5 protein-coding genes are annotated in these 7,153 nt (G+C 60.1%); all 5 read right to left on the bottom strand.

The genetic code is table 11. The features are described from left to right. Positions 1–74: 74 nt before the first annotated feature. The 5 genes from nirB to F591_RS0109545 all read right to left on the bottom strand — a co-directional run bounded on the left by nirB (position 75) and on the right by F591_RS0109545 (position 6,583). Positions 75–2,504, bottom strand: coding sequence for a nitrite reductase large subunit NirB (gene nirB / locus F591_RS0109565; RefSeq protein ID WP_019534376.1), 2,430 nt, complete (start codon positions 2,502–2,504; stop codon positions 75–77). 702 nt (positions 2,505–3,206) lie between these two features. After that, the gene (locus F591_RS27720) at positions 3,207–3,542 is read right to left on the bottom strand and encodes an antibiotic biosynthesis monooxygenase family protein (RefSeq protein WP_019534375.1); all 336 of its coding nucleotides are present in this window, start codon (positions 3,540–3,542) and stop codon (positions 3,207–3,209) included. Between the two features lie 44 nt (positions 3,543–3,586). Continuing rightward, positions 3,587–4,378 (bottom strand): ABC transporter ATP-binding protein, encoded by a 792-nt coding sequence (locus F591_RS27715; RefSeq protein ID WP_019534374.1) that lies wholly within the window; start codon positions 4,376–4,378, stop codon positions 3,587–3,589. Next, on the bottom strand, positions 4,362–5,534 hold the full coding sequence (locus F591_RS0109550) for a FecCD family ABC transporter permease (RefSeq protein WP_019534373.1): 1,173 nt from the start codon (positions 5,532–5,534) through the stop codon (positions 4,362–4,364). The genes F591_RS27715 and F591_RS0109550 overlap by 17 nt, the downstream gene beginning before the upstream one ends. Then, entirely contained in the window at positions 5,531–6,583 is a 1,053-nt protein-coding gene (locus F591_RS0109545) for an ABC transporter substrate-binding protein (protein ID WP_019534372.1), read from the bottom strand. Before F591_RS0109545 ends, F591_RS0109550 begins: the two co-directional genes overlap by 4 nt. Between the last annotated feature and the right edge of the window lie 570 nt (positions 6,584–7,153).

Raw genomic sequence — 7,153 nt, 5'->3', positions numbered from 1 at the left:
GCATCGTCTCGCGCACGCCTGACCGATTCGGTCAGTTGGCGGCCGTGGCCTCATGCATGCCTTGACCGATCCGGTCAGTTGACGGCCGTCGTCTCGCGCACGCCCAGCTGCTCGAACGTGGCGCGGAGCTGATCCTTCTCGATGATTTCCTTCCACGGGTCCCGAGTCAGGCTCAACGTCTCCTCAATCCGCTGTACGAGCGCTTTCCGGTCTTCCTTCTTCTCCAGCGCCTGCTTGATCGTATCGAGTCCGACGCGCTGCACCCACTCGCTGGTGCGCTCGTTCCAGCGCGCCTGCTCGCGGTAATATTGCAGGAAGGCGCCGGCCCATTCGATCACTTCTTCTTCTGTCTTCACCTTGCAGAGCAGATCGGACGCCCTAACCTTCACGCCGCCGTTGCCGCCGACGTACAGCTCCCAGCCGCCGTCGATCGCGATGACGCCGAAGTCCTTGACGGTCGATTCCGCGCAGTTGCGCGGGCATCCCGATACGGCCAGCTTCACCTTGGCGGGCGTGTTCAGCCGCTCGAACTTCTTCTCGAGAGCGATGCCCATCTTGATCGAGTCCTGCGTGCCGAACCGGCAAAACGTGGAGCCGACGCACGTCTTGACCGTACGCAGCGCCTTGCCGTAAGCGTAGCCTGAAGGCATGTCGAGATCGGCCCACATGCGCGGCAAATCCTCCTTCTTCACGCCAAGCAGGTCGATTCGCTGGCCGCCGGTGAGTTTCACCATCGGCACGTCGTACTTCTCGGCAACCTCGGCGATGCGCTTCAGCTCCGCCGGCGAGGTGACGCCGCCATAAATCCGCGGAACGACGGAATACGTGCCGTCCTTCTGAATGTTGGCGTGATTGCGCTCGTTGACAAAACGCGATTCCCTCTCGTCCTCATGCTCGGCAGGCCATACCATGCCCAAGTAATAGTTCAGCGCCGGACGGCATTTGGAGCAGCCTTCCTCCGTCTTCCATCCCAGCACGTTCATGACTTCCTTGGATGTCGTCAAATGCATGGAGCGGATCGCCGCCACCACCTCGTCCCGGTTCAGCTCGGTGCAGCCGCAAATGCCTTCCTTGACGGTCTTCACGCCGTCGCCCAGGGTGAGCGTCAGCAGATCGGCGACCAGCGGCTTGCAGCCGCCGCACGAGCCCGAAGCCTTCGTGCACGCCTTGACGTCGTTCACGCTGGCGCAGCCCTTTTCCCGAATCGCCTCGACGATCGCGCCCTTGGTCACCCCGTTGCAGCCGCAGACGATATCGCCGTCGGCCATCGCGGCCACATAGTCGATGCCGGATGCCGGCTTACCCACGGCGGCGTCTCCCAGCAGCACCTGCTTCTCCTTGCCCGCAACGTCCTCGCCGCTGCGAATCATCGAGAACAGCCGCGAGCCATCGCTCGTGTCGCCGAACAATACGGCGCCGATCACCTTGCCGTCGCGGATAACGACCTTTTTATACACCCCGTCGAAGTCGTCCTGCACGCGCACCGCCCTCGTTCCCGGCTCATCCGTGAACTGCCCGGCGGAAAATACGTTGACGCCCGACACCTTCAGCTTCGTCGATACGACCGAGCCCTGATACCCTTCCGAGGCTACGCCGGCCAACCGCTTCGCCAGCTCGGCCCCCTGCTCGTACAGCGGCGCCACCAGCCCGTAAGCGATGCCGCGGTGCTCGGCGCATTCCCCGACGGCATAGACATTCGGCACGTTCGTCTCCATATAATCGTTCACGACGATGCCCCGGTTGACCTCGATGCCGCTGTTTTTCGCCAGCGCGACGTTCGGGCGAATCCCGACAGCCATCACCACGAGATCGGCCTCGACTTCGCTGCCGTCCTTGAACCGGACGCCGGTGACGCGTTTGCGGCCCAAGATGGAATCGGTATTTTTCTCCAGCAAAAATTTCATGCCCTGCGCTTCCAGTTCTTTCTGCAGCAAATGCGCCGCCGTCTCGTCAAGCTGCCGCTCCATCAAATATTTGTAGATGTGCACGACGGAAACCTGCATGTTCAGATTGAGCAGCCCGCGCGCCGCCTCCAGCCCGAGCAGCCCGCCGCCGATGACGACCGCCTTCCTGTACTTCTTGGCCGTCTCGATCATCGTCTCGCAATCCTTGATGTCGCGGAACGCGATGACACCTTCCTTGTCCGCTCCGGGGAGCGGCAGCATGAACGGCAGCGAGCCGGTGGCCAAAATCAGCTCGTCATACGGCTGAACGATGCCGCTGTCGGTGCGCACGGTCCGCTTTGCGGGATCGATCTCGCTGACCGTATGGCCCGCATGCAGCGTAATGCCGTTGCTCTTGTACCAATCCCAATCGTGAATGACGATATCGTTCATGGAAGCGTCGCCCGCCAGCACCGACGACAGCAAAATCCGGTTGTAGTTCGGATGCGGCTCGCTGCCGAAAACTGTAATCTCATACCGGTTCGGGGCCAGCTTGAGCAGCTGCTCGACTGCATTCATGCCGGCCATGCCGTTTCCTACTAGCACAAGCCTTTTCTTCATCACGTTCACCCTTTTTGTGTAATATTATGTTACACACAAAACAAACCGAGTAACATTACTTAACATGTTCTATTACATACATTAATCGAGGATGACGGATATTTCAATCCTTTTTTTGTGATTTTCTTATATTTTTTCAGATTTATGCTCACCAAAAACCGAATATTATCAATGAAATCCAAAGATATCGTTCGTGTAATGAGTAAATCCAATTTTTGAACATGACAAAAACATAACATATGAATACAAAATAAATTGTCCCTCCTAAGGATCATGTGTTATTTTTCATAACGCAAAATAAACTGCAATAAAATGAACGATGTTCAGGGAATCAACTTGTATTGTTCGTCTTTAGAAAGGGCATGTAAAGCGGTGGCCAAATACGTGCAGGGTGATCATACGCAGGAGCGGGCGCGATTACAATGAAGCAGGAGCCATCTTTTTAAAGCCAGACAAAAAAAGAACCGCCTCGGCAAGAAGCGGTCTGCCCCTTATTCATGGAAAGCTCGCCAATCGTCCGATGGCGGCGGCTGCTTGGCTAGGTCTGCCCCTACTTATGGAAAGCTCGCGAGGGGAGGTGTTCTGGAAACGGAGAGTCCGTGATGGTAACGAACTGGAGAGCGCGTCCGATGTTCGCCCCGGCCAGCTGACCGCTTCCATTTGGAGGGAAGGTCGGGACCGCCGGGGCGTTCACGCGCGGTTTTATTGCGCTTTATCCGCAGGGCTCGCCGGGGCGGGTGTCACCCGGGCCAGCACGTCGTGGCGCGTGATGCGGGATTCGAGGATCGCGCCCCGGTTCGAGCGGTTTTGATGGGCGGCGGCGAACTGCTCGCTCTGCATCCAGTTCGCGTGCGCCTCGCGGCTCTCCCAGGTGGTGCGGGCAATGTATTCGTCGTATTCCTCGTGCTCCGTGCAGCGCAGCAGCTCCAGCGAAATAAAGCCGGGCATCGTCGCGACCGCCTTCGGCTGTCCGAAGCGCTCCACCAAATAGTCCCCTTCTCCTTTTCGTACCTTGAAATGATTGGCTACGACAAACATTCGTTGCTCCTTTCTGCGGCTTGCGCCTGCAAGTCAAGTTTTGGTTATGCGTGCGGCTGCAAGCTTTCTTCAGCCGTAAATACCGGATACCCGCGATCGCAGCTCACGGTAGCGCGAATCCGGAAGACGCGCCGGAACAGCTCCTCCGTCAGCACCTCGGCCGGCGGGCCGTCGCAGGCAATGCGGCCGTCCTGCATCACGATGAGCCGGTCGCTGTATTTGGCGGCCTGATTGATGTCGTGCAGCACCATCGCCACCGTCATGCCATGCTCGCGGTTGAGCTGCTTCACCAGCTCCATCAAATCGAGCTGATGGGCGATGTCCAGATACGTCGTCGGCTCGTCCAGCAGCAGCAGCTTCGGCTGCTGGGCAACGGCCATGGCCAGCCAGGCTCGCTGACGCTCTCCCCCGGAGAGCGTCTGCAGCCCGCGCTCGGCGTACGGCAGCACGCCGGTCGCTTTCATCGCCCATTCCACGCAGGCCGCATCCGTCTCGGAATCGGTCTCGAACCAGCCTTTATGCGGGTGGCGGCCGAAGCGGACAAGCTCGCGCACGCTGATGTCCAGAGCGGCGTCGTTCGTCTGGGACAGCATCGCAAGCAGGCGGGCTGTCTCCCGCCCGCTCATGGCGGCGATGTCCCGGCCGCACAGGCGGACGGCTCCCGCACCGGGGCGCAGCAGGCGGGCAAGCAGCTTCAACAGCGTCGACTTGCCGGAGCCGTTCGGCCCGATGATGCTGACGATTTCCCCTTCGCGCAGCGAAACGGACAAGTCCGTCATCGCGAACTGCCGGGAATGCGTATAATGGAGCCGCTCGGCTTCAAGCAGGCTGGCCACTGCGGATTCCTCCCTTGCGCAGCAAATACAGGAAAAACGGCGCGCCCAAAAAAGCGAGCAAAATGCCGACAGGCAGCTCGATGGGATCGAACCAGCTGCGCGCCGCCGTATCGGCGAGGACGGTGAGGAACGCCCCGCCGAACGCCGACACCGGCAAAAAATACGCGTAATTCGTGCCGACGATCATGCGCGCGATATGCGGCACGACGAGCCCGACGAAGCCGAGCAGTCCGGCTACGCTGACGGCCGTGCCGGCCAGCAGCGTGGCGACGGCGACGAGAAACAGCCGGCTCGCCTCCACCGGATGGCCGAGCAGCTTCGCGGTATCGTCGCCGAGCAGCATGACGTTGGCCGGCTTGATGGCGAACGCCGCCAGCGCGAGCCCGACGATCGCGTAAGGAAGCATCATCTCCAGATGCTTCCAGCTCCTCCCGCCCAGGCCGCCGATCAGCCACGGCAGCACCGCCTGCACGCGCTCGCTGTACAGCAGCATGATGGCCGAGGTGACCGCTCCGATGAGCGCATTGATCGCCACGCCGGACAGCACGAGGCGCATCGCCGAAGCTCCGCCCTTCCAGGCCAGGCTGTATGTGACGAATACAGCGCCGATCGCGCCCGCAAAAGCGGCGAGCGGAACGAGCGGCATCAGCTGCGGAAATATAATCATGATGACGATCGCCGCAAGCCCAGCCCCGGACGATACGCCGATCAGGCCCGGATCGGCCAGCGGGTTGCGCATGACCCCCTGCAGCAGGCAGCCGGCAATCGCCAGGCACATGCCGACCAAAGCGCCGATGGCTACCCGTGGAATGCGCAAATTCCATAAAATTTGCTCATATGCCGAATCGCCGCTGCCGGCCAGGGCGGCATACAGCTCCCGCGCCGGGATACCTACCGCGCCAGTCGTCAGGCCGTATAAGGCTGCGGCGGCCATTAGCAGCGGCGCCGCGACGAGAGCGATGCGCCGCCGCCAGGCGCGCCCCTCGCCGGAATGCTCGTGCCGGCCGGCGGCCCCGGCTGGCCCGGCGGCTGCCGAACCGGACGAAGCGAACGAAGCGGATGAAGCGGACGAAGCGCCGCTAGCCGAACCGCCGGGCAGGCGGCCATCCGCCTCTGCAGCGGGAACCGCCGAGGTTGTCTCGCCGCCCGCGCTCATTGCAGCTGCGCCGCCGTTTCCGCAATGTGCTTATGTAAATAATCGAGCGCCTCGACAACCTTCGGGCCCGGGTTGGCGCTGAACAAATCGCTGGGCAGCACCAGCAGCCGATTCTCTTTGACCGCGCGCAGATTGGACCATGCCGGGTTGCCAGACATCTCCTTCTCGAAAGCCGCCTGCACCTGCTGTGGATCGCCATGAGCCACGAGATAGATCGCGTCCGGGTCGGACTCAATGATGCGCTCGGCGCTCAGCTGGGCATACCTCCCGCCCGATTTTTCCAATCCGGGATAGTCCGCCGCGACATTCACGCCGCCGGCCTTGGCCAGCAGATCGCCGGACAGCGAGGTCGGCAGGGCGATTTGCAGCGATGCGGGCGAACCGAAGATCACGAGCCCCCTGGGAGCGGTTTTTCCGGACATATCCGCCTGAATTTGCGCCAGCTTCGCGTCGATCTCCTTTACCATTTCAGCAGCCTTCTCGTCCTTGCGCATCATCCGGCCAAGGAGCAAAATCGACCGCTTCACTTCATCTACGGAATAGCCGCTTGTGAACAGCAGCTTCGTCCCCAGCGACTCGATCGCCTCGGCATCCTTCTGGCCGAGTCCCGCGGTGGCAATGACAACGTCCGGCTTGAGCAGCGCCAGCTTCTCCAGGTTAACGCCATGAGTCGTACCGATTTGCTCCGCCGCCTCCGCCTCCTTCGGCTCCACCGGATTTTTGGTTGTCGGCCGGCCGACAACCGTCCCTCCCAGCTTGTACACCGTGTTCAAATCGGCTCCGCTCAGCACGGCAATGCGGGAGGGAACCTCGCTGAACGTGACTTCCTGGCCGATCAGGTCCTTCACCGTCACTTCTCTGAGTGCAGGCGCAGCCGCCGCGCTGACGGCTTCTGCGCCGCTCGGCTTTGCGTTCGATACGCCTGTGCCGGCCGTCTTTCCGCTCCCTCCGGCGCAGCCTGTCAGCGCGAACGCCGTGCATAATGCGGCAATAACCCACAGCTTGGAGCGCCGTGCGAAATGAAGCTCAAGTCGTCGCGTCCTTCTCATGATTCCAAACCCTCCATATATGATAATGATTCTCATTCTCGTCAAATTGAGTTTAATTGATAATGATTCTCGCTGTCAACACCTTTTCTCAGGGCTGCAGTTCCGCAGGCGACGGCCGATGGCGAAAGCGATACACCGCTCGTCGAGGCATCCGTCTTGAAACCGGCGGCATTCACGAGCTGAATTTTCAACACCGCAGGTGAAGACCGATGGCAAAAACGATACGCTCGTTATAGGCGTACAAAAACAAAATCGGTCCCCTTTTGAAGAGGACCAATCATCGCGAAGTCTTCCTTATTTTATCTTGCGGACCGTTTTCCCTTATTGACAGCCGAGACGGTGCACTGCTCGTTTTTCTCGATAACTGTGTAACAGTGCTCGTATACCGGTACGCAGTGGTGGCGGTTAACCACCTCGATCGGATGAATAACGCGAACGAGCTGAGGATGGTAAATATTTCTGACTACTCTCACCGGCGGATCAAAAACCGTTTGCGCTGGACATTGATAACCGTGACATTGCATTCGTCGTCTCTCCTTTCGTTTGGGACTAATGTATATTATGCAATCG

Origin of the sequence: Paenibacillus ginsengihumi DSM 21568 (assembly GCF_000380965.1) — a bacterium.
GTDB lineage: Bacteria > Bacillota > Bacilli > Paenibacillales > NBRC-103111 > Paenibacillus_G > Paenibacillus_G ginsengihumi.
The sequence above is the reverse complement of the archived record's forward strand: the minus strand, read 5'-3'. Positions and strand labels throughout refer to the sequence as shown.

Excerpts from the sequence above, each read along its gene's own strand:
- F591_RS27720 (WP_019534375.1), bottom strand. The coding sequence starts at position 3,542 with ATGTTTGTCGTAGCCAATCATTTCAAGGTACGAAAAGGAGAAGGGGAC.
- F591_RS0109550 (WP_019534373.1), bottom strand. The coding sequence starts at position 5,534 with ATGAGCGCGGGCGGCGAGACAACCTCGGCGGTTCCCGCTGCAGAGGCG.
- F591_RS0109545 (WP_019534372.1), bottom strand. The coding sequence starts at position 6,583 with ATGAGAAGGACGCGACGACTTGAGCTTCATTTCGCACGGCGCTCCAAG.
- nirB (WP_019534376.1), bottom strand. The coding sequence starts at position 2,504 with ATGAAGAAAAGGCTTGTGCTAGTAGGAAACGGCATGGCCGGCATGAAT.